General features: G+C 68.4%; 25 protein-coding genes, 1 tRNA gene and 1 pseudogene. 15 read left to right on the top strand and 12 right to left on the bottom strand.

Features of this window, described 5'->3' with window-relative positions; genetic code table 11:
• Nucleotides 1-15: 15 nt before the first annotated feature.
• Complete coding sequence (locus tag H7X46_RS04545; protein WP_222131194.1) at nt 16-1374, bottom strand: transaldolase family protein; 1359 nt, start codon at nt 1372-1374, stop codon at nt 16-18.
• A 336-nt stretch (nt 1375-1710) separates the two neighbouring features.
• Between H7X46_RS04545 and deoC the strand changes: the two genes are divergently transcribed.
• From deoC to H7X46_RS04525, 4 genes are all read left to right on the top strand, one after another.
• Nucleotides 1711-2442 carry a deoxyribose-phosphate aldolase gene (gene deoC / locus H7X46_RS04540; RefSeq protein WP_186358204.1) on the top strand — a complete coding sequence of 244 codons (732 nt, stop codon included), beginning with the start codon at nt 1711-1713 and terminating at the stop codon, nt 2440-2442.
• Nucleotides 2443-2472: 30 nt separating this feature from the next.
• On the top strand, nt 2473-3237 hold the full coding sequence (locus H7X46_RS04535) for an SDR family NAD(P)-dependent oxidoreductase (protein WP_186358203.1): 765 nt from the start codon (nt 2473-2475) through the stop codon (nt 3235-3237).
• 97 nt (nt 3238-3334) lie between these two features.
• Nucleotides 3335-4897 carry an FGGY family carbohydrate kinase gene (locus H7X46_RS04530; RefSeq protein ID WP_186358202.1) on the top strand — a complete coding sequence of 521 codons (1563 nt, stop codon included), beginning with the start codon at nt 3335-3337 and terminating at the stop codon, nt 4895-4897.
• Nucleotides 4898-4942: 45 nt separating this feature from the next.
• A complete protein-coding gene (locus tag H7X46_RS04525; protein WP_186358201.1) occupies nt 4943-6022 on the top strand; it encodes a hypothetical protein in 1080 nt (359 codons plus the stop codon).
• Nucleotides 6023-6147: 125 nt separating this feature from the next.
• On the opposite strand, the gene H7X46_RS04520 is transcribed toward H7X46_RS04525, so the two are convergent.
• Nucleotides 6148-6669 (bottom strand): 2,4'-dihydroxyacetophenone dioxygenase family protein, encoded by a 522-nt coding sequence (locus H7X46_RS04520; RefSeq protein WP_186358200.1) that lies wholly within the window; start codon nt 6667-6669, stop codon nt 6148-6150.
• A 159-nt stretch (nt 6670-6828) separates the two neighbouring features.
• Here H7X46_RS04520 and H7X46_RS04515 point away from each other — a divergent pair, with 159 nt between their 5' ends.
• Entirely contained in the window at nt 6829-7896 is a 1068-nt protein-coding gene (locus tag H7X46_RS04515) for a helix-turn-helix domain-containing protein (protein ID WP_186358199.1), read from the top strand.
• An 85-nt stretch (nt 7897-7981) separates the two neighbouring features.
• Here H7X46_RS04515 and H7X46_RS04510 read toward each other — a convergent pair whose 3' ends face one another.
• From H7X46_RS04510 to H7X46_RS04500, 3 genes are all read right to left on the bottom strand, one after another.
• On the bottom strand, nt 7982-9124 hold the full coding sequence (locus H7X46_RS04510) for an LLM class flavin-dependent oxidoreductase (protein WP_186358198.1): 1143 nt from the start codon (nt 9122-9124) through the stop codon (nt 7982-7984).
• A gap of 150 nt (nt 9125-9274) precedes the next feature.
• A complete protein-coding gene (locus tag H7X46_RS04505; RefSeq protein ID WP_186358197.1) occupies nt 9275-10279 on the bottom strand; it encodes an AraC family transcriptional regulator in 1005 nt (334 codons plus the stop codon).
• Between the two features lie 150 nt (nt 10280-10429).
• The gene (locus H7X46_RS04500) at nt 10430-11173 is read right to left on the bottom strand and encodes a GntR family transcriptional regulator (RefSeq protein ID WP_186358196.1); all 744 of its coding nucleotides are present in this window, start codon (nt 11171-11173) and stop codon (nt 10430-10432) included.
• A gap of 203 nt (nt 11174-11376) precedes the next feature.
• On the opposite strand from H7X46_RS04500, the gene H7X46_RS04495 reads away from it, so the two are divergent.
• The 7 genes from H7X46_RS04495 to H7X46_RS04465 all read left to right on the top strand — a co-directional run bounded on the left by H7X46_RS04495 (nt 11377) and on the right by H7X46_RS04465 (nt 18296).
• Nucleotides 11377-12612 (top strand): bifunctional 3,4-dihydroxy-2-butanone-4-phosphate synthase/GTP cyclohydrolase II, encoded by a 1236-nt coding sequence (locus tag H7X46_RS04495; protein ID WP_186358195.1) that lies wholly within the window; start codon nt 11377-11379, stop codon nt 12610-12612.
• A gap of 84 nt (nt 12613-12696) precedes the next feature.
• A complete protein-coding gene (locus H7X46_RS04490) occupies nt 12697-13185 on the top strand; it encodes a flavin reductase family protein (RefSeq protein WP_186358194.1) in 489 nt (162 codons plus the stop codon).
• A 22-nt stretch (nt 13186-13207) separates the two neighbouring features.
• The gene (locus H7X46_RS04485; protein WP_186358193.1) at nt 13208-13768 is read left to right on the top strand and encodes an NAD(P)H-dependent oxidoreductase; all 561 of its coding nucleotides are present in this window, start codon (nt 13208-13210) and stop codon (nt 13766-13768) included.
• Nucleotides 13769-13785: 17 nt separating this feature from the next.
• Complete coding sequence (locus tag H7X46_RS04480; protein ID WP_370588605.1) at nt 13786-15045, top strand: CaiB/BaiF CoA transferase family protein; 1260 nt, start codon at nt 13786-13788, stop codon at nt 15043-15045.
• Between the two features lie 9 nt (nt 15046-15054).
• Nucleotides 15055-15957 carry a hydroxymethylglutaryl-CoA lyase gene (locus H7X46_RS04475; protein WP_186358192.1) on the top strand — a complete coding sequence of 301 codons (903 nt, stop codon included), beginning with the start codon at nt 15055-15057 and terminating at the stop codon, nt 15955-15957.
• 46 nt (nt 15958-16003) lie between these two features.
• On the top strand, nt 16004-17476 hold the full coding sequence (locus H7X46_RS04470) for an aldehyde dehydrogenase (RefSeq protein WP_186358191.1): 1473 nt from the start codon (nt 16004-16006) through the stop codon (nt 17474-17476).
• Between the two features lie 541 nt (nt 17477-18017).
• Nucleotides 18018-18296: a hypothetical protein gene (locus tag H7X46_RS04465; RefSeq protein WP_186358190.1), complete on the top strand. Its 279-nt coding sequence runs from the start codon at nt 18018-18020 to the stop codon at nt 18294-18296.
• Between the two features lie 361 nt (nt 18297-18657).
• Here H7X46_RS04465 and H7X46_RS04460 read toward each other — a convergent pair whose 3' ends face one another.
• Genes H7X46_RS04460 through H7X46_RS30515 form a run of 4 tightly spaced genes read right to left on the bottom strand, consistent with a single transcriptional unit; the run spans nt 18658 to nt 20462 of the window.
• Nucleotides 18658-19164: a (2Fe-2S)-binding protein gene (locus tag H7X46_RS04460; protein WP_186358189.1), complete on the bottom strand. Its 507-nt coding sequence runs from the start codon at nt 19162-19164 to the stop codon at nt 18658-18660.
• On the bottom strand, nt 19161-19985 hold the full coding sequence (locus tag H7X46_RS04455; RefSeq protein WP_186358188.1) for a xanthine dehydrogenase family protein subunit M: 825 nt from the start codon (nt 19983-19985) through the stop codon (nt 19161-19163). Before H7X46_RS04455 ends, H7X46_RS04460 begins: the two co-directional genes overlap by 4 nt.
• A 4-nt stretch (nt 19986-19989) precedes the next feature.
• Entirely contained in the window at nt 19990-20262 is a 273-nt protein-coding gene (locus H7X46_RS04450) for a hypothetical protein (RefSeq protein ID WP_186362998.1), read from the bottom strand.
• On the bottom strand, nt 20160-20462 hold the full coding sequence (locus H7X46_RS30515; RefSeq protein WP_222131193.1) for an enoyl-CoA hydratase-related protein: 303 nt from the start codon (nt 20460-20462) through the stop codon (nt 20160-20162). Before H7X46_RS30515 ends, H7X46_RS04450 begins: the two co-directional genes overlap by 103 nt.
• Nucleotides 20463-20481: 19 nt before the next feature.
• Between H7X46_RS30515 and H7X46_RS29015 the strand changes: the two genes are divergently transcribed.
• The 3 genes and pseudogenes from H7X46_RS29015 (at nt 20482) to H7X46_RS29390 (ending at nt 21603) form a co-directional block, all read left to right on the top strand.
• The gene (locus H7X46_RS29015) at nt 20482-21069 is read left to right on the top strand and encodes a hypothetical protein (RefSeq protein WP_222131192.1); all 588 of its coding nucleotides are present in this window, start codon (nt 20482-20484) and stop codon (nt 21067-21069) included.
• A pseudogene (locus tag H7X46_RS29395) lies at nt 21012-21350 on the top strand (site-specific integrase); the annotation flags it as partial. The gene H7X46_RS29015 and the pseudogene H7X46_RS29395, both read left to right, overlap by 58 nt.
• 88 nt (nt 21351-21438) lie before the next feature.
• Nucleotides 21439-21603, top strand: coding sequence for a hypothetical protein (locus tag H7X46_RS29390; protein WP_255426987.1), 165 nt, complete (start codon nt 21439-21441; stop codon nt 21601-21603).
• A 113-nt stretch (nt 21604-21716) separates the two neighbouring features.
• Here the strand turns inward: H7X46_RS29390 and H7X46_RS04440 are convergent.
• The 3 genes from H7X46_RS04440 to H7X46_RS04430 all read right to left on the bottom strand — a co-directional run bounded on the left by H7X46_RS04440 (nt 21717) and on the right by H7X46_RS04430 (nt 23585).
• Nucleotides 21717-21789: transfer RNA gene (locus H7X46_RS04440), tRNA-Ala, on the bottom strand.
• 67 nt (nt 21790-21856) lie between these two features.
• Entirely contained in the window at nt 21857-22711 is an 855-nt protein-coding gene (locus tag H7X46_RS04435; protein WP_186358187.1) for a TrmB family transcriptional regulator, read from the bottom strand.
• Nucleotides 22712-22823: 112 nt separating this feature from the next.
• Nucleotides 22824-23585, bottom strand: a complete 762-nt coding sequence (locus H7X46_RS04430) for a FadR/GntR family transcriptional regulator (protein ID WP_186358186.1) — start codon at nt 23583-23585, stop codon at nt 22824-22826.
• Nucleotides 23586-23669: the final 84 nt, after the last annotated feature.

Here is a 23669-nt window from a genome sequence, read left to right as displayed (position 1 = left end):
GCAGGCACGAAACCGTCATGCTGAGTCGAGGAGCGTTCCGGAACTCGGTACCGCGTTCAGGAAGCGGCGCTGGTAGCTCACGACCTGGCTGGCAGAGGTGAAGCGCGCCAGATAGGCAGGCTCGGCGGTGACGACCAGCCGGTCGACCACGTCGGCGAACTCGGGTTCCGTGGCCAGCTTGTCGAGGTCGCGGTAGTTGCGGCCCTCCATGCTGCAGACGATGAGGCGGGTGTCGGGGAGGTTGGTCGCCTTCAACAGCCGCAGGTTGTGGCGGACACCGTCGAGGCCGTCGTGTCCCTCCGGGTCTTCGATCCGTCGATAGGCGACGAGATCCTCGGCGTACTCCAGCACCTCGATCAGATCCGTGTCCGCCTCCGTGGAGGAGAGATGATCGTGGTCGACGAGGTAGGACCGCAGCGCCTCGAGGTGACGCACGTCGCGTGTCGTCCGGTACGCCTCGACCGCATGCGCGATCCACCGCGACTCGCCGAGCCGGTGCCGGACGAAGCTGTTGATGAAGTACGGCTTGGCCTGCAGCGCCAGCGCGGTCTGATGGGGTTCGAACATCAACGTGTAGTTGACCCGGTATCCGTGCTCGCGGAGGGCGAGCGCCAGCGTGTGCGACCGGAACGCGTCCTCGACGGACGGGCGGGCGAAGTGAGCGCGCAGCCGGCGGTCCCCGTGCAACAGTTCGGTGGCGTTGCCGCCGTTGACCGGGCCGGTGTGGGGCACCTTCACGACGAGCCGATACTCCGAGAGGATCTCCCGATACCGTGCCATCTGGTCGAGAATCACGTCGAGTTCGGCGAACGGGTCCTCGATCTCGACGCTGATGTCGCAGCCCGGCCCCAGCAGGGCCCCGATCTCCTGCATCACCTCTTCCAGGCTCCCGAACTTCTGACCGACGTTGGCTGCCGGATCGTTGAGGAACAGGTCGTAGACGATGCCCGGGTTACAGGTGAGGTTGGCCAGGACGCCGGCGACGGGCTCGATCTCGTAGGGATTCGCGGAGTCGGCCGAGAACAGCATCCCACTCGGCCGCTTGACTCCGTCGCGGTCGTACCCGATATCGCGTACGAGGTCGACCGAGAGAAGACCGTCCTCGGCGAGCGAGGTCTCCACCCGAAACCCGGCCGGGATCCCGGCGTGGTCACGACCGAATGTCCTGATCACGTCCCGGAACCGGTCGGTCACCCCGACGGCGCAGGCAGCGGCGGACAACGTCTCGAAGTCCGCCCGGCCGATGGTGAGCCCCGCGACGCGCCGAACGTCGCTCTCGTGGCCCCGCGCGGGCGACTTCCCGAGCGCACCCAGGGTGAAGTGAACACCGGCGGCGCCTTCGCCTGCCGACCTGTAGTTGACGTGCACCATCATTCGCCACCGTTCGTACGCCGAGCTAACCTGAAAGCGGCAGACCCAGTGGGCAGCCGGTATATACCGGTACGGTAGGCTGCAGTTCAGCGTCCGTCAAGCTGCGAGAGCCCGAGGAGTGCCGCGCCAGCCTCGTCTGGCGCCCGCTCGAAGCCCTGACCAGGGCAGACTCGTCGAACCATCAACGCTTCGCACCCCGTGGCTGCCGCCCGAGACGCACTAGAAGTTGATCGTTGACGTGTGCCACCTCGGCCAGTAGCGTCCACAGCCACCTGGACCGGTATATACCGGAGCTGTCAAGCTGGTACGGTCACTGTCGCCCTCGAAGGAGCCCACACCATGATCGTGATCCGAGGCCGCGAGATCACCGCTCGCTCGTTCGCGAAGATGCTGGACATCTCGCTCGTCCATCCAGACACCGCTCTGGCCTCCATCGACGAGCTCGTCGGCGTGTGCCGCGAGCACGACGTCAATGCCTGCTGCGTGAACCCCAACTACCTCGACTACATCGTCAAGGAGCTCGAGGGCACCGACGTCAAGCCCAACGTCGTCACCGACTACCCGTTCGGCACGAGCGCTCGCGCCACGAAGATCGCCGCAGTGGAGGACGCGGTCCGCCGGGGCGCCCAGCTGATCGACCCCGTGGTCGAGTTCGGTGCGCTCAAGAACGGCGACTACGACAAGGTCGCCAGCGAGGTCAGCGATCTGGTGAAGGCCGCAGAAGGCCGCGAGACCCGGTTCATCGTCGAGGTGTCCTATCTCAACCGCGACGAGATCGTCGCCGCGTGCAACGCCGTCGCCGAAGGCGGCGGCGACTACGTGAAGACGTCCACCGGCCGCGAGGGCGGGCCCGACATGTCGGTCATGAAACTGATGCGCGACACCCTGGACGGCAGTGACGTCAAGATCAAGCTCGCTGGCACCGGTCGGTTCTGGACCACGGCGGTCGCCCTCGGTTGTGTGGCAGCCGGGGCCGATATCGTTGGAACCCGGGCCGGAGACCAGATCATCCGTGAGCTGCCGCTGTTCGAGGAGATCTTCTCACAGATCGAGTTCCAGCCGTCCCGATGAGCGTCCAGGCGGGAATGAGGAGGCCGACTGATGAAGAGTGACAGGCTCACCGGTGACGTTGCTGTCGTGACGGGCGCCGCATCGGGCATCGACCGGGCCATAGCCATCGAGCTCGCCCGGCATGGCGCGGTCGTCGCCTGTGCCGACCTGGACGACACGGGCTGCACCCGCACCGTCGACGAGATCACCGAAGCCGGCGGGAAGGCATTCGGGGTACACATCGACATCGGCGACGCGGCGTCGGTCGATCGAGCGTTTGCCGAGGTCTTCGACCGCACAGGGAAGATCACCGTCCTGGTGAATGGTGCAGCCGTGACCCGCTTCTCCCAGCTGCCGGAGTGCAGCGACGAGGAGTGGAACTTCGTCATGAACATCAACCTGACCGGCGCGTTCCGCTGCCTGCGCGCGGTCCACCCGTACATGAGCCGCACCGGAGGCCGGATCGTGCAGATCTCCTCGACCTCCGGCAAGAGCGGCGGCAGCTGGGCGGGCCCCCATTACGTCGCGTCCAAAGCCGGTCTCATCGGCCTCACCAAGTATGCCGCCGGCTACTTCGTCAAAGACGGGATCCGGGTCAACGCGATCTGTCCCGGTGTCACCGAGACCCCGTTGACCGACCAGGGCGAGCACACCGCTGCCACCCGGGCCCAGCAGGTCAGCGGTGTTCCGATGGGTCGCATCGGCACCCCGGAGGACACGGCAGGCGTCGCGCTGTTCCTGGTGTCGGACGAGAGCCGCTACATCACCGGTATCACTGTCGATGTCACCGGCGGCCGGTACATGTACGGAAACTGAGGACTCGCCACACTTTTCGACTCCAGGGTCGCCCCGATCAGGGGCTTTCGCGCGATCTACGTCGCCACTGATCTGCTGTATTCAAGGAGGAATAACAGTGGACGCTCAGAAGTTCGTTGTAGGAATCGACGCCGGAACCACCGGGTGCCGTGCCGTCATCTTCGACCTCTCAGGGAACGAAATTGCGGCAGGATACCGAGAGAACCCCCTGAGCTACCCCCAGGCCGGATGGGTGGAGTGCTCCCCCCAGGCGATCATCGACAACTGCTACGACTCGGTTCGAGACGCTCTCGGCCGCAGCGGTATCGATGCCCACGAAATCGCCTCGGTCTGCTTCACCATGATGCGGTCGAGTTTCGTCATGCGAGACGCCAAAGGTGGGTTCGTCCGCGACATCATCATGTGGCAGGACCTGCGGAATGCCGAGATGCTGCCGTGGATGGATCAGCAACTGGCCGCGCACGGGATGACCGCGGACGATCTCTACGATCGCACGGGCTTTCCCCTCGGGCAGGTCTGGCCCTCGTCGAAGATCTACTGGGTCAAGAAGCATCATCCCGATCAGTACGACCGCACCGCGGCCATCCACAGCATCCACGCGCTCGTGATGGAGGCTTTCGGGGCAGAGGGCTACGTGGATGACACCGACGACGCCGGCTGGTGGCAGATTGTCGACGCGGACACTTTCGAATACGACCACGAACTCGCGAAAGTGTTCGGAGTGGACGCCGAGAAGTACTCTCGGAACGTGCCGTCCGGCACGAACATCGGTAAGGTGACCCGCGCCGTCAGCGATCGAACCGGCCTCGCCGAGGGAACACCGCTGATCGTCGGAAGCGGCGACCACCAGAGCGCAGCAGTCGGGCTGGGCAACATCGCCGAGGGGATGGCCTCGATCGTCCTCGGCACCGCCGGCGTCGTCGTCGCGCAGTCGAGCAAGCCCGTCCGAGACCCCAACCGCCGAGCCCACGTCATCGGCTCGGCGCTGCACAAGTGGGAGATCGAGGGGCACGCCAGCGCCGCGGCCAGCAGCTTCAAATGGGTGCGCAGCACCTTTGGCCAGCTCGAGATGAGCACCCAGACTCTCACCGGCATCGACTGCTACGACCTGCTCACCAAGCAGGCCGAGCGCTCCCCCGCCGGGGCCCAGGGCCTGGTCTTCGTTCCCTGGCTCGCCGGAGCCGCCTGCCCCCACTACAACGCCGACGCCCGAGGGGCCTTCGTCGGCCTGACGCTCGGCCACAGCAAGAACGACATCGTACGCGCCGCGATGGAAGGTGTCTGCTACGAGATGCGCGCCATGCTCGAGGCGCTCGGGAAGGTCGATCTTCCGCCCTTCGAGCTCTACCGCGTCTCGGGTGGAGCGGCTCGCTCACCCATGTGGAACCAGATGGCGGCCGACATCTACGGCCGACCGGTCGAGACGGTCCGGGTCCCCGAAGCCACCGCACTCGGCGCCGCGATGATCGGCGCCGTCGGCGTGGGTCTGTTCGCCGACCTGAACGAGGCCGTCGAGTCGATGGTCCACGTGACGGGCCGGTGGGAGCCGATCGACAAGAACGTGCGGCTGTACGACGACATGTACCAGATCTTCGACGGCACCTACCACGCGTTGAGCGGCGAGGTGTACCCGGCCATCTCCAAGGTGCAGGGATTCTGACCGGCCTCGCCGGCGGCAGCCCTCCGACCAACAAAGGCGGAAACAATGGAGACCCTGGTAATCGGCATCGTGGTGGCGTTCTGCGCCGGTGCCTTCGGAGCTGCTCTGGGCGCGGTAGGCGCGGTTACGCTGACCGGTCTGGCAGCATTCGTCGCGCTCCTCGTAGCCCCTGGAGCGGGCCATGTCGACTTCCTGGGGGTGTACGCGTTCGGGCTGTACCTGGGCCCGCACGTCTCGTTCGCCCCTGCCATCGTCGCGGCGGCGTACGCGGGCCGCAAACGCTACCTTGCCGAGGACGGAAAGGACATCCTCACTCCCCTGATCAGTACCCAACGCGTGACGCCGCTCCTCGTCGGCGGCGTGTTCGGGTCCGTCGGATACGTGATGCAGACCGGACTGTCACGGGTGTTCGGCGATTCCATCGACACCATTGCACTCACCGTGGTCGTGCTGTGCATCGCGGCAAAGCTCTTCGGCAGGCGTGGAATGCGGGAGATCATCGGCACAGTACCGCCCCAGGTCGCGGCAGCCGGTGGCCGCTACGACTGCCGCAATCCGGTCGTCTGGCTCCCCTGGCAGGCGACCGCACCGATGCTCGTCACGATCGGCCTGGTGGTCGGCGGGCTCGGCGGTTGGATCGCATGGATCCTGCTCCAGAACCCGGCAACGGAGAGCCTCGCGATCATCCCCGCCTGGGCGATCGGAGTCGTGTCGTTCTTCTTCTTCATCTCGGGGCTGAAGATCCCCGTCACCCATCACGTCGGAATGGTCGGGGCGATTGCAGTGGTGCAAAGCCACGCCGTGTATCCGACCAGTGTCAGCATCCTCTGGGGGCTGGCTTTCGGTATCGTCGGCGCAGTCGGTGGCGAATTCCTGTCGCGCACGTTCAACACCTTCGGGCACGGATACGTCGATCCGCCGGCCGCGATCATCTTCGTCGGCTCCGTCGTCGTCAACGTCGGTTTGACGGCGGTGGGCGCGTTCAAGGATCAGTTCGTCGTCCCGACCCTGATCATCGCGGTGAGCGTGCTCTACGCGTTGCTGGTGCACCGGAAGCTGCGCCGATATGAGACCACTGCGCAACGGACGGACGAGATTCACGAGAGTGCCGCCGTCACGCCGTGACCGCAGGAACAGAGGGTCGCACGACGGACCGCACCGGCCGGTGAAATCACCGGATCCCGGGAGCGACCGCCACGAAGCGCCGACGGGCCCCGCGAACCAGTCACGGGGCCCGTCGGTGGCTGAACTCAGAAGAAGATCCGCTCGTTGACGTCGAGTCCCTGGGTCTTGCAGTGCTCCAGGTACAGGTGCACGAAGCTCCACACGTCCATCGTGTTGTTCAGTGTGTTGTCGTCGTTGAGGAACTCGATGGTCCCGTCGACGGTGAACACGATCTCGGTGTTCTCGAAGATGTGCAGGGTGTGGATCGTGCCAGGGTTCTCCCGGACGTAATCGCCAGGCCGCGCGACCCAGTCGTACTCGAAGTACTCCCACGCCCCGCTCACCGTCACCGCGGACACGACCCCACGGTGGCGGTGCTTGCCCAGCACCGCCTCTTCCGAAGAACGCAGCCCGAGCACGTACTGCCCGGTGCGGTTGTCGGCACGGACAACCTTGATCTCGATCGGTCCAACCCACGGGAACCAGGGAAGCTCGTCGCCGGAGATGTAGCGGTCCTCCGCCGCGTACTGGTCGACCACCGCGAGCTCGGCCCGATCGAGCTCGCTCATGTTGTCCTCGGCCGTGGTGGGGGGCATCGTCGCCGTCACTGTCACTCCTTCGCAGGGGCCGTTCGTCCGTGAACGACCACTACGCTCCGGCGTGACCGCCGACACGAACAAGGTCGGTGTCCAGAACTTGAACACGCCGGCCCTGCGCAGCCCACTACAGGTCCGATACTGGACCGAGGCTCAGGAGAGGAGGTCCCGATGCCGTCCACGCATCCGTGGGAGATGTTCCATCTGGCCGACGGTTCCCCGCAGGAGGGAGTGGACAAGGTCCGTCCCGAGATCCTCGAGTCCTGGCGGCGTTCGCGCTTCAGCGGCGTGGACCCGCACGAACTGTCGATCTCGCGCGAACAGATCGACACCGACTCGGCGTTCGTCCGGGTCGGAGCTCCAGTCCTGCTGAACATGGCGGATCTCCTTGTCGGCACGTCCACGTCCCTGGCCCTGACCGATCCCACCGGGGTCGTGACATGGCGCTGGGAGTCTGAACCCACGATCGCTCGTCAACTCGACCGAACCGAGGTCGAGATCGGGTCATCCCTGGACGAGCTCGCCGCCGGAACCAACGGCATCGGCATTGCGGTCGCTGAGCGGCGTGCGGTCACCGTCATCGGTGCCGAACACTACAAGGAGCCGTGGCACCAGTGGGCCTGCGCCGCAACACCGGTCGTACACCCGGTCACCCGGCGCATCTGCGGGGCCGTCAACGTCGCCTGCCGGGCCGAGGACGCCAACCATCTGCTCCTCGTCGTACTCCGCTCCCTCGGCGACGGCATCCGCAGCGCACTCCGGGACACCGCGACAACCCGTGAGCACAGACTCGTCGACGCCCACACCCGCTTTCGCCACGCCGCCCACGCTCCGGTCATCGCTCTCGACCGCCACACACTGATCGTCAACGACGCTGCAGCAGCTCTCGAACTCGACCGACCAGCGCTCTGGGACGCCGTGCTCGCTGCCGGCCCCTCCGGCGCCTCCGTCTCCGTGACCAGCGAGTACATCGGAACCGTCTACCCCGTCACCGACCACACCCTGGCCGACGGAGCCGTCCTCGTCCTCCACCGGCGGCCGGCCTCCGTTTCCGGTAATACCCCTGCCGCACCCCAACTAGATCTCGAGAACAGATTGACTCCGCTGGAGCGAGCGGAGCGCCAGGTCATTGCCGACGTGTTGGTCGCCAACGGGAACAACAAGAAGGCCGCAGCCGCAGAGCTGGGAATCTCTCGCGCCACGCTCTACCAGAGACTGCGTCGATACGGCCTGGGCTGAGATCGATCCCTGGCGGACGCGGACCAACGGCTGGCACCAGGGATCCGGGGGTGGGTGTTGCCCACCCCCGGTCGGAGCTCCCAGGTCAGTGCCGGAGACCTGCCTCCCGCATGAGCGGCATGACCGCCTCGCCGAAGTAGTCGATCTCCTCGTTGTAGTCCAGGAATCCCATGATCATGCCCTCCATGCCGGCGTCGGAGAGCTGCTGGAATCCCTCGACGACCTGCTCGGGGGTGCCGACGAGCGGCATCCCGGCCCAGCCGGCGATGAACCGCTCCTGGAACTTCTCGATCTGCTCGTTGAACGACTGGCTCTCCATACCGATGATCGACATCAGGTTACGTGCGCCCGGCCAGTCGCCCTTGTCGATGATGTCCTGGTGCACCCGCTTTGCCTCGGCCTCGGTGTCTCGGCAGACGACGAGACCGTAGGTCATCGTCGAGATCTCGCGCCGGTAGTCGTCCTTGGCCTTCTTCTTGATCGACCGGGTGTAGTCGGGCATCTTGTCGATGTCCAGGGAGGCGAAGTTGATGTCGCAGTACTTCGCCGAGAAATCGGTCCCAGAGGGTGAGTTCCCGGCGTTGATCAGCACCGGGCGCGGGTTCTGGAACGGCTTAGGCTCGGACTCGCACAGCGTCGACTGGAAGAACTTCCCGTCGAAGTCGAACTCACCCTCGGCGGTCCAGAGCCGCTCGACGAACTCCAGCCACTCACTGCCGTAGCGGTAGCGCTCGTCGTGCTCGAGCTGCTTGGGGTTGAACATCTGCATCTCGGGGGTGAACCACCCCATGACCAGGTTGAGCCCGTACCGGCCGGCCGCGATGTGGTCGTTGGTGACGGCCATGTTGGCCGCGACGATGGGGTGCACGGTCGGGATGTGAGTGGTGGTGAAGATGGTGATCTGTTCGGTCGCCTCGGCCAGGCCCGCCGCCCAGGTGAAGGTCTCGAAATTGGTGCCGTTGAAATTGACGTTCCCGCCGAAGCCCTTCCAGCGCGCGACGGGGACCATCGCCTCCATGCCCAGGCGGTCGGCCTTCTGCGCGATCGACTTCGTGTGCTCCCAGGTGATCTCGTAGGAGGTGTCGGCGTCGGTCATGCACAGCCCGCCGGAGCAGTTCGAGCCGAACAGGCCGAGCTTCATCTTCTGGTCGTTGAAGATGGACGGCCCGGTGCGCGGGTGCTCGAGCGGCAGGGTCTGCTCGCGTCCGTAGGTGATGGTCTGGACCATGGGGTTCTACCTCCAGCAGCGGTGGTGAGAGGGGTCGCAGGGGTCGAGCCTCCGCGTTCCGTGATCGCCACCACGCTAGGAAGACGAGCGGCCCGGCAACATCCGCTTCGCGCAGGCGACTGCCCGATTGCCGAACCCGCTGCCGAGGCGTCAGCCCGACCGCAGGGTCTGCGAGGGCAGCTCGCCGTACTTGCGCCGGTACTGCTCGGAGAACCGGCTCAAGTGCACGAACCCCCAGGCAGTCGCCTTCTCGGTCACGGAGGTGTCGGCGGGGTCTGCGGCGAGCAGGTCGGCGTGAACTCGTGCGAGGCGTACGTCGCGGACGTACTCGCTCGGGCTCATCCCCAGGTGCCGGGAAAAGGTGACCTGCAGGGAGCGTGCGGACACCCCGACATGACGTGCCAGTTGCGGCACGGACAGGGGGCGGTCTGCATTGGCCTCGACGTAGTCCATGACGTCACGGACGACCGTCGGATGCTGCTTGTCCGCCGGTGCGAGCAGATTCTGGGAGTACTGGTGCGCGACACCGTGCAGCAGAGCGGTCATCACGTAGGTCTCGAGCTGTGCACGCGCCAACGGTGCCTCGGAGATCCCGCCCGGCCGATCGATCTCGGTCTGCAGGAACCGTACGGCCGAGAGCAATGCCGCACCCGGACCGGAGCGCAGGTCCATCGAGGCCGCGAACTGCAACGGCTCGCCGACCGGCCGGCCGAGGATACCGCCGAGGTGTTCCTCGAGCGGGCCGCGGGGGAACTTCATCGCGTACTGAGTGGCCTCCGGGGTCCATGTCACCGTGGAGTCCTCGGTCGGCAACAGGACGGCGCCACTCTCCCCACCCCTGGTGAGCGCGATGTCGCGCCCCCCGCGCCGAGTCACCTTCGTCCGCCCGCTGAGCGTCAGGTTCACGTGGTAACAGTGCTGCAGCGGGGGAAGCGTCAACATGGCGTCGGCGCCGTAGACGAGATAACCCAGCGTCATCCGCGGCGACGCGACGCAGTTCAGCCGGGCATCGAGCGGGCGGCCGTTCGACGAGTCGAGGTCGTGCGGAACATAGACCTCGGTCACGACGTGTCGGGCGACGTCGACGTCCTCGGTGTTCATCACCGAGTGTCGTGCAAGCGGTTCGTCGAACGCCGGAGCGTGCAGTGTGCTCACCTCGGTGCTCCCTTGCTACGGGGGTGCGCTGCACCACAGTACGGTGCATGCGATCGGTCGCGCAAAGCCTGGCTCATTGGAGGTGAGCAGCGGTGTTGAGCGGGACGCCCCCTATCGGGACGCCGAACTGCATACGATCCTCTCGCTTTCTCACCCTTGCCGCGGCCGCTCCTCACCACCGGGCGAGTCTGTCGCCGTGTGAGCAGCGGCATGGCGCGCACCGAGGATGTGGGTCCGCATCGCCGACTCCGCGAGGACGGGGTCCGCTCGCTCGAGGGCGAGCACGATGTCGTGGTGACCGGCCGTGCTTCGGCGCAGGTCGGCGTCCGAGTAGTGGTGGAAGGCCCGCGTCACGAGCGGTGTCGAGGAGATGGAGGCGAGCAGCGCCCCCAGCCTCGGGCTACCGGACGCCTCGATCACGAGCCGGTGGAACGCGCCGTTGGCTTCGACCGCGGCGTCCAAGGCCTCCTCGGCGTCGGCCGTGGCCGCCTTCCCTGATCTCCGCAACGCGGACAGCCGGTCCCCCGCCTCGGCGAACGCGCGATCGTGTTGCCGGAGCTGCTCGAGGACGGCCGGTGTGGGGTTCGACGCGGCCAGGCGCGCGCCCTCGCCCTCGAGCAGGGCCCGCAGGCTGTACACCTCGTCGACGTCCTTGAGGGTCCATTCCGCGACCCGAGCACCTCGATTGTGCACGATCTCGACCACGCCGTCGGCCGCCAGGGCGTAGAGCGCTTCGCGGACCGGGGTCCGGCTGACCCCGAGTGCCTCGGCCAGTGTCCCTTCCCGGATCCATTCACCGGGGGTCAGCATGCCGACGGCGATCCCTTGCCGGATCCAGTTGTAGGCGGCTCCGCGCGCGCCAGTGCTCAAGCCCTTCGACCGGTTGGCCGTCACCCCAACCTCCGCTCGGCGCCGTTCGGGCGCCCGCCGGGAACGTGATGTTCCGAGTGTAGGCGGACCGGAACACGGTCCGGGCCGGCCGCGAGCGGATCACGGATAGAGCCGTTCGGATCGCGGATAGTGCCGGCCACATTCTCGGGGCCACGATCGCGGTGTGGGTCACGAACGGGCCCCACGATGGGTCGGAGGTGTCCGAGATGAGCGGTCTCAACGGAGCGGTCGCGGTACAACAGGCCGTCGCGGCCCTCGCCGCTGGCAGGATGGTCGTCGTCGTCGACGACGCCGACCGGGAGAACGAAGGCGACCTCGTCATGGCCGCCGACGCAGTCACCCCACAACAGATCGCGTTCATGGTCCGGCACACCACCGGAATCGTGTGTGCCCCGATGCCCGGGCACCGAGTGGACGCACTCCAGCTCCCCCAGATGGTGGCCGGCTCGGAGAACAGCGACAACCACGGCACGGCCTTCACCGTGAGCGTGGACCACCTCGACAGCGGCACGGGCGTGTCCGCCGTGGCCCGCGCGCTCACCCTGTCCGCGCTGGCCCGGGACGACCTGCGCCCCGACGAACTGCGCCGCCCTGGCCACGTCTTCCCGCTGCGCGCCCGTGACGGGGGTGTGCTGGTGCGGGCCGGCCACACCGAGGCCGCAACGGACCTGATGGTCCTCGCGGGCCGGCAACCGGTCGGGGTCATCAGCGAGATCGTCGCCCCGGACGGCTCGATGGCCCGCGGTGAGCAGCTGGAGCGCTTCGCCGCCGAGCACGGCCTCCCGATCCTGTCGATCGCCGACCTCGTACGGTACCGCCGAGCGACCGAACAGCTCATCGAGCACGTCGCGACCTCGACCATGCCCACCGTATTCGGCGAGTTCCGCGCCGTCGCCTACCGGTCACCGCTGGACGACACCGAGCATCTCGCCCTGGTCATGGGCGACGTCGCGACGGCCGGCAGGTCCGACCGCGGAGCGCTGGTCCGCGTACACAGCGAATGCCTGACCGGCGACATCCTCGGCTCGCTCCGGTGCGACTGCGGCGCCCAGCTCGAACAGGCGATGAAGGCGATCTCCGCCGAGGGCTGCGGTGCCGTGGTCTACCTGCGAGGCCAGGAAGGCCGCGGGATCGGCCTCGCGCACAAGATCCGCGCCTACGCCCTGCAGGAGACCGGCCTGGACACGGTCGATGCCAACACCGCCCAAGGGCTCCCGGTCGACTCACGCAGCTACGGCGTCGGCGCCCAGATCCTCGGCGACCTCGGTGTCCGGCGACTGCGGCTGATCACCAACAACCCGGCGAAGTACGGCGGGCTCGACGGGCACGGCCTCACGGTCGTCGACCGGGTCGGACTTCCGACCGTGGAGAACCGGCACAACGTGCGCTACCTGCGGACCAAACAGGACCGGATGGGACACGCCCTCGATGTCGCACAGTAGGACCGGCGCGCACAGCCCGTACGGCGAACCGGCCCACCTCGGCGCGGGCCACGTCGACGACATCCGTCCGTGAAGGAGACGAGCATGGCCATCCGACAGGCCGACGCCTTCCGCGAGGTGCTCGGGCATTTCGCGTCCGGCATCACGATCATCACAGGCATGACACCGGACGGACCCGCCGGATTCACCTGTCAGTCCTTCTCGTCGCTGTCGCTGGACCCACCCCTCGTGCTGGTCCTGCCGAGCACGTCGTCGACGAGCTGGCCGAGGATCGGTGAGACAGGACGGTTCTGCGTCAACATCCTCGCCGAGCACCAGGACCGGATCAGCACCACCTTCGCCCGGTCCGGGACCGACAAGTTCGCCGACGTGACCTGGGAGTACTCCCCCATGGGGCAGCCGATCCTCGAGGGCGCCTGCGCCTGGATCGACTGCACGGTCGACGGTGTCCACCCCGGAGGCGACCACCACATCGTCGTCGGCGTGGTCCAGGACCTCGCCGCAACACCCGACAGCCGCCCGCTGCTGTACCACCGCGGCTCGTATGCCGGAACGGCCGCACTCGGCTCCTGATCATTTCACCGGAGGATCAGCCATGACGCTCGTTGTCGGTCCCGCACTCCTGGCGATCGTCGGTTCGCCCACGGCAGGGGGTCGCACCGTGACCGCGGCCCAGGCGGTCCTCCGGGGCGCCGAGGCGGAAGGTGCACGGGTTCGCACCCTCGAACTCGCCGCTGCGCCCGACCCCGAGTTCGTCCAGAACGAGATGGAAGCCGCCGACGGAATCCTCTTCGCCTCTCCGACCTATCGAGCGCGATCGACCGGCCTCATCAAGAACCTTCTCGAAGACACCCAACGCGGCGCTCGCGGCGAGTCACGCTCACCACTGCGGGGAAAGGCCACCGCCCTCGTCCACACCGGGGCGAGCGCACACCATTTCCTGGCCGTCGACGACCTCCGATCGGTCCTGGCCGGGTTCTTCGCCGCCCAGGTCCTCTCCCCCGGGCTGTACTTCGAGACCGCCGACTACTCCGGCACCACGCAGCTCACCGACGACGCCGCCGGCCTCGCCGCTGCGCACGGTCGCGCCTTCGCGCACTTCACCCACGCCATACGAACCGCGCCGGCCATCACGAGCCTGCGGCCCCTGATCTAGACCGAAAAGAGGACGTCGTGTCCACGACAACGAATCCATCGGTGACGAACCCGGCCACGCCCGAACCGCGTGACGACACCACCGGGCCACTGGCCGGCCTGCGGGTCCTCGAACTCGGCACCATCGTCGCCGGCCCGTTCGCGGGCCGGCTGCTCGCCGACTACGGCGCCGACGTGATCAAGATCGAGGCGCCGGAGCGTGCCGACCCCCTCCGTGACTGGGGCCAGGAATCCTACAAGGGGCATCGCCTGTGGTGGACCGTGCACGCACGGAACAAGCGCTGCATCACCATCGACCTCCGCTCGGGACCCGGCCAGGAACTCTTCCTCGAGCTCGTCGCGACAGCGGACATCATCGTGGAGAACTTCCGCCCCGGGACACTAGAGCGCTGGAACCTCGGATACGACCGGCTCCGCCAGCACAATCCCGGGTTGATCCTGGGACGCGTCAGCGGGTACGGCCAGACCGGCCCCTACGCCGACAAGCCGGGCTATGCCTCGGTCGCCGAGGCGATGAGCGGTCTACGGGCCATCAACGGCTATCCGGGACAGGCACCTCCGCGTATGGCCGTATCACTGGGTGACTCACTCGCCGGGATGGTCGCCGTTCAGGGCGTGCTGGCTGCCCTGCACAGACGCTCGGTCACCGGCGAGGGACAGGTGGTCGACGTCGCCCTCACCGAAGCCTGCTTCTCCCTGCTCGAGTCGACGATCCCGGAGTTCGACAAGCTGGGCCGGGTTCGGCAGCCGGGCGGCACCCGACTGGACGGCATCGCCCCCTCGAACATCTACCGCACCGAGGACGACACCTGGATGGTCGTCGCCGCCAACCAGGACTCCGTGTTCCGCCGGCTGTGCGCGGTGATCGGCCGACCGGAGCTGGCCGACGACCCCCGCTTTCACGATCACATCGCTCGCGGGGAGAACCAGGACGAGCTGGACGCGATCGTCGGCGAATGGATCGCCTCCCACTCCTGCGACGACGTTCAACGGCTGCTCGACGACGCAGGCGTCGTCGTCGGGCCGATCTACACCGCCGCCGACATCGTCGCCGACCCACACTTCCAGGCACGTGGCATGCTGGTCGCACACCACGACGAACGCATCGGCGAGGACGTGCTGGGGCCGGGGGTCGTGCCGAGGTTCTCCGCGACGCCGGGTGCCGTCCGGTGGGCGGGACCGGCCGCGCCCGGCTCGCACAATGACGAGGTGTTCGGCGACGTGCTGGGCCTCTCCGCTGACGACATCCGCGAGCTGCGCGCCGCGGGCACGATCTGAGGAGCTCGAGTGGTCGGAATCGTCGAAGTCAGCCCCCGCGACGGGCTCCAGAACGAGAAGGTCCTGCTCGACACCGGACAGAAGCTCGAGCTGATCCGCCGGACCGTCGATGCCGGTGCGCGTCGGATCGAGGCCGTGTCGTTCGTCCACCCCCGCCTGGTCCCGGCGATGGCCGACGCCGAAGCCGTCATGGCCGGGGTGAACCGGAACGCCGGGGTCCGCTACATCGGCCTCGTCCTCAACGGCCGCGGATTCGAACGGGCTCGTGAGGCCGGGGTGGACGAGATCAACATCGTGGTCCCGGCAACCGACGGGTTCGCCAAGGCCAACCAGAACTCGACCACCGACGCCCTGACCGAGCTCGCCGAGGACCTGGTCACGCAGGCCCGCGCACACGGCATCTACTCGACCGTGACCGTGGCGGTCGCGTTCGGATGCCCCTTCGACGGCGAGGTCGCGACCGAACGGGTCATCGAGATCGCGCACCGGGCGGCGCGGGCAGGGGCCGACGAGATCGCCATCGCGGACACCGTCGGCGTCGGGGTGCCGACCCAGGTCCGCACGCTCGTACACGGAATCCGCGACGTCGCACCCGAGCCCGTGCTGCGCGCACATTTCCACAACACACGCAACACCGGCTACGCCAACGCGTTCGCCGCCGTCGGTGCCGGCATCGACTGGCTCGACTCCTCGATCGGGGGCATCGGTGGCTGCCCGTTCGCGCCGGCCGCCACCGGCAACATCGCCACGGAGGATCTCGTCTACATGCTCGACCGCATGCGGTACGGGTCCGGCCTCGACCTCGACACACTGATCGACACGGCCGGCTTCCTCAGCGAGGCGCTCGGCGCCAGACCGCCCAGCCTCCTCCCACGAGCCGGCACGCTCGGCTCCCGTCCCGCGACGCCGTAGTCGGTCCAGAATCCAGCACACCGTGCCACAGACAGGAGCACCCACCATGCCCGAGCAGGAGCAGTTCCGGCTGCTGATCGGCGGCAAGCCGGTCGACGCGATCTCCGGGAAGACCTTCGAATCCCAGAATCCCTACACCGGGACGCCGTGGGCCACGATTTCCGACGGCGGTCCCGAGGACATCGATGCAGCGGTCGCGGCCGCCCGGGCCGCACTCGACGGCGAGTGGGGCTCGATGACCGGCTTCCAGCGCGCCGCATGCCTGCGCCGGCTCGGCGACCTGGTCACCGCCAACGCCGAGACCCTCGCCCGCCAGGAGGTCAACGACTCCGGCAAGCTCTACCGGGAGATGCTCGGACAACTCAACGGCCTCGGATCCTGGTACCACTACTACGCCGGACTCGCCCAGACCATCGAGGGCCGCCAGATCCCGGCCCCCAACCCGAACTACCTCGTCTACACCCGGCGTGAGCCGGTCGGCGTGGTCGCGGCGATCACCCCGTGGAACTCGCCCCTGCTGCTGATGACCTGGAAGCTCGCCCCCGCCCTCGCCGCCGGATGCACGATCGTCGTCAAGCCCTCCGAACACGCACCCGCCTCGACCCTCGGCTTCGCCCAGCTCATCGAGCAGGCCGGCATTCCGGCCGGTGTCGTCAACGTCGTCACCGGACTCTCCCGCGAGGTCGGCGAGCACCTGTCCACCCACCCCGGCGTCGACAAGGTCGCCTTCACCGGATCGACCGCCACCGGCCGGGCCGTCGCGAAGGCGGCCGCCGACCGGCTCATCCCCGCGACGCTCGAGCTCGGCGGGAAGTCCCCGCAGGTCGTCTTCCCCGACGCCGACCTCCAGGCCGCGGCGAACGGGCTCGTCGCAGGAGTGTTCGCCGCCTCCGGCCAGACCTGCATGGCCGGTTCGCGGCTCATCGTGCACCGCGACGTCCATGACGAGCTCGTTCGTCTCGTCGCCGAACGCGCGTCCCAGATCAAGCTGGGCGACCCGTTCGACGCCGACACCGAGATGGGCCCGGTCGCGAACGGCCCCCAGTACGACAAGGTCCGCGGCTACCTCGACACCGCACGCGAGGAAGGCGCCACCATCGCCTACGGCGGAGCCACCGAGGACTCCCTTGGCGGGTACTTCATCCAGCCCACGGTCCTGTCGGTCAAACCCACCGACACCGTCTTCCGGGAGGAGGTCTTCGGGCCGGTGCTGTCCGCCGTCACCTTCACCGACGAGGACGAGGCAGTCACGCTGGCCAACGACACTCCCTACGGCCTCGCCGGAGCCGTGTGGACCAAGGACGTCCACCGGGCCCACCGCATCGCCGGGAAGATCCGCGCCGGCTCGGTGTGGATCAACGCCTACCGCGTCGTCGCGCCCAGCGTCCCGTTCGGCGGCTACAAGCAGTCCGGACTCGGCCGCGAGAACGGCACCGCGTCCCTCGACGCCTACCTCGAGACGAAGTCCGTGTGGGTCGAGCTGACCGGTGGCACCCGCGACCCGTTCACGTTGGGCTGAGCCCGGCCCGCACAGGAGCTGGCGCCGACCGGCGCGCACGGCTGCCTTCTGGACGCCGCCACCACGATCGTGGCAGCGACGGTCCTGCGAGGGCCGTCACGAGCCGCCCTCGCAGGACCGAGCAGATGCCCGAAATCCGGTAGACGCGCAGGCCGCACCTCCACGACCCACTCCTGCATCGCCGTACGCTTCGACCGCGATCGCTGTCAGGCCTGACAAGCCCCGGTCAAGAACAAGCCGTCCCTGCGGACCTTCAACCGCAACTTCCCCGGCCGTAGCGGCACCGTCGAGGACCAGGTCTACCTGTGCTCACCCTCGACCGCCGCGGCCAGCGCGCTGACCGGATCGATCACCGACCCGCGTACCCTGCCGGACTGGCCCCGCCCGGCGACCTCCGGTCGAGCCGAACACCGACCTGCACGATCGGCACATCACCCCGGCTCGGCCACTCGAGCAGCGCCACGACATCGAGGGCGAGCGGGGAGACAACCTGGTCTCGCCCCCGCTGGCCGAACCTTTGCCCGCCGATCTCGTCGCCGAGGTGCTCATCACCGTGGGCGACGACATCTCCACCGGCGACATGGCTCCCGACGGGGCCATCGCCATGTCGATCTGGTCCAACATCGCCGAGTGCGCGCGGTTCATGTTCCGCCGCATCGACCCGCCGTCGGCATCGTCCCTCTGCTGCTCCCGGACACGGCACACGCCGTACGCGGTGAGCAGATTGTGGTGCCCAATCTGGTCGACGGGCTGCGCAATGCCGCCGATTCCGTCCCCGCCAGGATCGGTCCACGTCCAGTTTCCCTCGGCCTCGATCTGACCTCCGGAGAGCGTGCCGTGCTGCTTGCCGGGGGTCTGATCCCCCACATCCGTGCGGGACATCGCAGTCCCGTGACACCCGACAGAGCGGCCTGAACCACCCCGGCGTGTCCGGCCGTCGGTTGAACGCTGAGGCTGCGGTTGGGGTGCTCGTTGAACGTGGTGGTCCGCCTCGAGCGCAGCGGACGGGGTATCCCCCGCTGCGCTGAGTAGGGGTCGGTGGGTGAACCAGTCGACGTGCTCGGCGGTGGCGATCTCGACGCCACCGGGATGCCCTCCGCGCCGGCTTCTCGACCGCCATGATCTCCCCGGGGCCGGACGCGCGTGAAGTTCCAGGACAGCCGACCGAGCAATCCCGTGCGTCAGGGACGTCCGCCGCACTCCGGTTCCGGAGCACACTGCGGACCGACCAGCCGCTCCCGAGCGGATTCGATGGCGTCCACGATGCCCTGGTAACCGGTGCATCGGCAAATGTTGCCCGACATCTCGGCACGGATGGTCTCGCGATCGGCATCGGGCTTCGTGTCGAGCAGATGACATGCGGTCATCAGCATGCCCGGTGTGCAGAAGCCGCATTGCAGACCGTGGTAGGTCACGAACGCCTCTTGTACGGGGTGGAGCTGCTCATCCGTGCCCTGGAGTCCTTCGACGGTGCTGACCGAGGTCCCGTCGGCCTGGACGGCGAACATCAGGCAGGCCCGGGCTGGCTCGCCGTCGACGAGGATCGTGCACGCACCACACACCCCGTGTTCGCATCCGAGATGGGTCCCGGTCAGCCCGCAGTCGTCGCGGAGCGCGTCGGCGAGGGTGCGGCGCGGTTCGACATCGAGGTCGACCCGCTCGCCGTTGACACTGAAGCTGGTCTTCATCGGTTCTGCTCCTGCTCGGACGCGAACTGGATGAGCGCGCGGCGGGTCATCTCGGCGGCGACGGCGCGCCTGAACTCGACCGAGCCGTGCAGGTCCGCGGTCGGCTCGATCTCGTCGGCGACGACCTGTGCGATCTCGGCTGCGGGGCGGCCCAGCTCGAGTGCCCGCTCGGCTGCGGTGGCGCGTTGGGGAACGGACCCGACACCACCGAGTGTGATGCGGCACCGACCGCCTACCTCGGCCACGATGACGGTCACGAGTGCGAAGTCGCCGTGTCGGCGGGCGAACTCGGCGAAGCCCCACCGGGACGGACGCGGGAACCGCACCGCGATGATCATCTCGTCGTCGGCGAGCGAGGTCATCAGCGCACCGACGAACAGCTCGTCGGTGTCGATCTCCCGGACCCCACCGGGGCCGGCGACCGTCACGCTCGCGCCGGTGGCGACGGCGACGACCGGGAGCTCCGCGGACGGGTCGGCGTGGGCGATGCTGCCGCCGGTCGTGCCTCGCGAACGGATCGCGGTGTGTCCGATCCAGCGGGCGGCCTCGGCCAGCAGCGGGTGCTCGGTCTGCTCGACCAGCCGGCTGTGCCGCACGGTGGCTCCGACTTCGACGGTGTCGTCGACCCGGCGGATCGACGACAGGCCGGGGACACGGTTGACGTCGACCAGCACGGCCGGTCTGGCCATCCGGAGCGCGAGCACCGGGACGAGGCTCTGCCCGCCGGCCAGGATCTTGCCGTCTCCGTCGGACTCGCCGAGGATCTTCACGGTCTCCTCGACGCTGCTGGCGCGGACGTAGTCGAACGGGGCGCATTTCATGCGCTCACCTCCCTCGGAACACCGGGGAGCGCTTCTCCACACGGGAGAGACGCCCCTCGGCGAAGTCGTCACTGGCCCAGCAGGCCTCGAACGCCGCGACGAGCTCCTTGGCCACGGAGTCGTCCAGCTCGGGCTCGAACACCTCGTTGAGCACGCGCTTGGAGTAACCGACGGTCAGGGGTGCCAACTCGGCCATCCCGTGGGCCCACTCGAGCGCCTCGTCGAGGCTGCCCGGACGGTCGGCGAGCCCGCATATGAGGGCGGGCTCGGCGTCCACCTGGTCGCAGGCGAGCAGCAGGCGGCGCGCGGTGCCGTTCCGGCCAGTAGCGCGAGCCTGCGGATGGTCCAGGGGTCGACCGCGAGCCCGATCCGCGCGGTGGGGACGGCGAAACGTGCCGCGGGGCCGACGACACGGAAGTCCGCAGCGATCGCGAGCTGGGTGCCGGCCCCGATCGCGGCACCGTGGACCGCGGCCACCACCGGGACCGGTGCGTCGGTGGGAGCCGGTCTCGACGACCGTCCCGCAGGACGCTGGATCGCCACCGCCACGATCGGGTTCGACGGCCGGGGCAAGCGGATCACCCGCAAGGCCAGCGGTACCACCAAGACGGCTGCCAAAGCCAAGCTGCGGGAGATCCTCCGCGAACGGGAGAACGGCACCCCGGTAACGACCGGCAAGTACACAGTGGGCGATGCCGTCCACGACTGGCTCGCGTACGGGCTGACCGGCCGCTCCCCCGCCACCATGTCGAACTACGCAACGATCGCGGAGAAGCACATCGATGGCCAGCTCGGCGCACGGAAGCTACGAGACCTGACCGCGGACGACGTCGATCGCTGGCTGCGCACGGAGGCCCGCTCAGTGAGCACCCGGACTCTCCGTCTGATGCACTCGCTGCTGAACCGGTCGGTCCGGCACGCGATGGCGCGAGACAAGGTGATGCGCAACGTCGTCGAGCTGTGCTCGGTACCGACCGGACGAGCAGGTCGCCGGTCCAAGTCGTTGACGTTCACCCGGCCGAGAAGTTGCTCCGGGCGGCCGAGGCCAGCTCGCTGCGTGCCTACATCGTCCTGTCGCTGCTGACCGGCGCCCGAACCGAGGAGCTGCGTGCGCTGCGGTGGCAGGACGTCGACTTGATCGGCGCTCCGGACGAGGAACCGCCGGTACCGCCGTCGATCGCCGTCCTGCGCTCGGTCCGGATGGACGGCGACACGAAGACACGCCGATCCCGCCGTCGGCTCGCCATGCCGACCCGTGCCGTTCGCGCACTCCAGGCCCACGCCGACCGTCCTGACGTCTCGACGTCGCCCCATGGCCTTGTGTTCGCGAGCCGGAACGGGACCGAACTGGACGCGCACAACGTTCGGCGGTCGTTCCGCCGGGTCGTCGCGGCCGCAGGACTGAACGCCACTGAATGGACGCCCCGGGGAACTACGGCACAGCTTCGTCTCCTTGCTCTCCGACTCCGGCGTCCCGCTGGAGCACATCTCGCGGCTCGTCGGGCACAGCGGCACCGCCGTCACAGAGGCGGTCTACCGACAGCAGCTCCGGCCCGTGCTGGAGCACGGCGCCACCGCGATGGATGAGATCTTCCCCGCCGACGACGACCGGGGCTGACGCGCATGCGGGCCACGCGGGGCCGGAACGATAGACACTCAATTAGTCACTCACCGGCGCCCGACTCGGGCAAGAAGAAAGCCAGGACCGGAGTCCTGGCTGGTGAGGAAGGGTGGAGCTGAGGGGATTCGAACCCCTGACCCCTTGACTGCCAGTCAAGTGCGCTACCAGCTGCGCCACAGCCCCTTGCGACAGGAGGAACAGTACACGGCCCGTTCACCGGCACTCACAGGGGGGTGCCCTCCGGGCCCGATCACCCGGTGCGCCACTCCTGGTCGTCCCGGTCGCCGCTGAGCCACAGCAGTTCGCGGAGCCGCCGCAGCCCCGGGTCGCCGGTCCAGAACTCGTCGAACCCGTGGTCGGCGAACCGCTCGGCGACCAGGTGCATCGCGATGTCGTGCCGCACGTAGTCGAGGGCGAGCAGGACGGCGGCCGGGTCGTCGGTGTAGAGGCCCCAGGCGTGGTCCCCGGACAGCCCGCCGATCACGGCCTGTGCCCGGTCGGCGACGACGACGAGCAGCCGGCGCCCGAGGCTGGCCTCGACCACCTCCGGGCTGGAGTAGCGGTGCTCGGTGGTCCAGCCGACCGGGTCGTGATCCCGCCCGAAGACGACCGTCGAGACGGCGACGCCGATCTCCTCGGCTCGGCGGACACCCGGCTTGAGCTGGTCCAGGTCCTCCGGCCAGCCGGACAGGAACAGCGCGGACCGCGCGGCGGCGACGACGTCCTCCGCCCGTTCGGTCAGGGTCCGGCGCTCGGCCAGCGAGTGCACCAGCCGCACCTGCTGCGGGGAGCCCAGCCGGGGCAGCTCGGCCTCCAGGGTGCCCAGCGTGCGGTCGAAGTCACGGCGCATCCGCTCCAGCAGCGACTCCGGCGGCAGCGGGACGTAGCCGACACCGCCGTCGTCGGTCCGGACCTCGTAGGCCGCACCGCGCCCCACGAGCTTGCCGAGGGTCTCGTAGACGGTGCTGCGCGGCACCCCGGATCGCTTGGCCACCTCGTAGCCGTTCACCGGCTCGCCGGCCACGACGAGAGCGACGTAGGCCTTGGCCTCGTAGCCGGACATCCCGAGGTGTTGCAGCTCCTCGGTCACGCGCAGCACGGACATTGCGAGATCATCTCACTCGGTAGACACGCTCTTCCGGGCCGTGACCTACCACGGCCCCCGGGCAGTGAATCGATCGTGACCTACCGAATGCAACGGAGTATCCGGCCAGACGTCACAAGGGGGACGCCCGGTCGCCCGTCACCTCCCGCATCGCGGCGGCCGCCTCGCTGAGGATGGCCCGCATCGCGGCCTCGGCCGCGACGGCGTCCCCGGAGCGGACGGCGTCGGCGACGTCACCGTGCAGCCGGATCGCCGCGGGCTCGGGACGCGCCGGCATGAGGTGGTGCCGCGTGCGGCCGGCCAGCACCTCGGCGACGACGCCGTCGAGCGCCGCGATCATCTCGTTCCCGGACGCGGCGAGCAACGTCCGGTGGAACCGCACGTCGGCCTCCAGGTAGGCCTCCAGGTCGCCGGACCGGCCGTGCACCGCCATGTCCATCACCGCGCCGACGAGCGCCCCGCACTGCTCCGGCGTCGCCCGGGTCGCGGCCAGCATCGCGGCCACCGGCTCGACCCCCTGGCGCAGCTCGGACAGAGACCGCAGCTGGTCGTCGCGGTCCGGCCCGTCGAGCCGCCAGCGGATCACCCGGGGATCGTGCACGTTCCAGCGTTCGAGCGGGGCGACCGTCGTCCCGACCCGGCGGCGGCTCTGCACCAGCCCCATCGACTCGAGCACCCGCACGGCCTCGCGGACCACGGTCCGGGACACGCCGAAGCGGTCGACGAGCTCGTCGGCCCGCAGCACCGTGCCCGGTGCGAACTCGCCGCCGGCGACGAGCGCGCCGATCCGGTCGAGGACGTCTGCGTGCAGGCCAGCACCACCGGTCTCGGTCACGCCCTCGATCCTCGCACTTGTTGGGCCGACCGGGGGCATTTCACACATCTGTGTCAGCCAGGTCTTGAATAAGTAGTACTTATCCCGCACGATGTTCGCAGCCGGGCCACCCCGGCAACCGTG

Source organism: Pseudonocardia sp. C8 (assembly GCF_014267175.1).
In the GTDB taxonomy this organism is placed as follows: Bacteria; Actinomycetota; Actinomycetes; order Mycobacteriales; family Pseudonocardiaceae; genus Pseudonocardia.
This window is presented reverse-complemented; position numbering and strand designations above follow the sequence as displayed.